We start from the raw sequence: 1691 nt of genomic DNA on the forward strand, positions 1-1691 counted from the left end.
TCCTGAATCCGTGAACTTGAAGCCGAGACTTTCCCTATCCCCGCTATTGTGAATTTTTTGATCCCCTAGACGGCCATTTTCGACGGACAGGGTCGCTACCCACCGTATATCGGTCTCTTGGCATCCTGGAGACAGGCTTTTTTATGCCTACTTCGATGCCATGCGCCATCACCGGGCACGGGGTAAGCGCTGACCCGCGTGGCTGTCTATTTATGAATCGCCTCCAGGCAGTCTGCCGCGCTAGCATAGCGCCGCCCGGGGATATCGAAGCCGAGTGCGCAAGGTCTGCAGCACGGTCATACGGCCATTATCCTGACCAAAATCGAGGATGACCTGCCGCGCCTTATGAATCACAAGGGCGGCACGATGTACCAGTTCTTGCAGTACCGTCCGCAGTCGGCGCCGCTTGGCGGGATGGCGCACGGGGCTGATCTCGCCCGTCATGCCCAATTGTCCCATCAACCGCAGAATGTTGTAGGCCAGCTGGGCAAGATGCAGGATCAGGTCGTTGGTGGCGAACTTACCTGACGGCAGGCGTTCGAGATCCAGATCCGTCTTGATCTCGCTGTGGAACTGCTCATGCGTGGCATGCGCCTTATAGTGCGTGATAACCGCTTCCGGTGCGTCGTCCAGGCTGGTCCACCAGCCCTCCAGTTCATATTCCGGCTCTAACAGAAACTGGCCATCCGGTTGCGTCGTTCGTTCCACCAGACGCATCACCCGGTTAATCACATGGTCGACGCCCTCGTCAGTGACCGACACGCTTTGCACCCAAACCGCTTGACGTTTACCCGGACGGACGTCTTGCCAATAGTCCTCGGCAACCGCGCACCAGGTATCCAGATCGTCCCGGGCCGAACGGCGCGGGTTCCACTTGACGATATAATCAAGCTGACGGCTTTCTTCGGCAAACGTTTCGCGGTGATGCTCAAGCAAGGCCAAATGTGCTTTGCTGTCGAAGCCACTGTCTTCACGCACGAGAATCGGCTGTTCTGTCAGCTTTTGGGCGCGAGGCAGTACCCGTTCCAGAAACGCATTGCTTTCGTTCATGGTGTGCTGCTTGCCAGGACGTAACTCTAGGCCAAGACACCACCCTTCATTGCCAAGATACGCGGCAATGGGCGTGTAGCCATCGACGTTCTTGTAGGTCCGCGACACGCCTTCCTTGTGAGAGTTACTGTTGTCCATCACGAACGTATCGATGTCCAGACAGACATGCGACGTTTCAGCGGTTATTGGCGCCTCTGACAGCGACAAGAGGGTTGTCGACCAGGCGGCCGTTCGTGCTTGCAAGTCGTTAGACGCAAGCTTTTCCAGGCGCTGACGCAACGTGGCGGTACTGGGTACTTTTTGTAGGGTCAGCAGTTGTTGAAAGGGCTTGTCACGACGAAAGTTTTCAATGGCGTCATAATCACTCATGCCCAGGCACAGCAAACCGAGGTAGCTCTTGACCACGTCACTGGTGCGCGTGCCCACGGAGGTGGGAAAGCGGCCATCAATACTGTCGACACCGGCGGTTTCAAGGCATTGTCCGATGATCGAGAGTCCGGCATGACTGGTGAGAGTACGGCGACTGGCGCGAAATTTGACGTTAGGCATGATAATGATCGGGTGAAAAAGGATATACGCTATATTGCCATGTGGATCAGAAGGTTAGAAGACTTTTAGGCCGCCAGGCTCACGGATTCAGG

General features: G+C 56.1%; 1 protein-coding gene. It reads right to left on the reverse strand.

Going from position 1 to position 1691, the window contains the following annotated elements:
• Positions 1 to 240 precede the first annotated feature (240 nt).
• A complete protein-coding gene (locus HZS81_RS17885; RefSeq protein ID WP_179931878.1) occupies positions 241 to 1599 on the reverse strand; it encodes an IS1380 family transposase in 1359 nt (452 codons plus the stop codon).
• Positions 1600 to 1691: the final 92 nt, after the last annotated feature.

Origin of the sequence: Vreelandella salicampi (assembly GCF_013415105.1) — a bacterium.
Classification (GTDB): domain Bacteria; phylum Pseudomonadota; class Gammaproteobacteria; order Pseudomonadales; family Halomonadaceae; genus Vreelandella; species Vreelandella salicampi.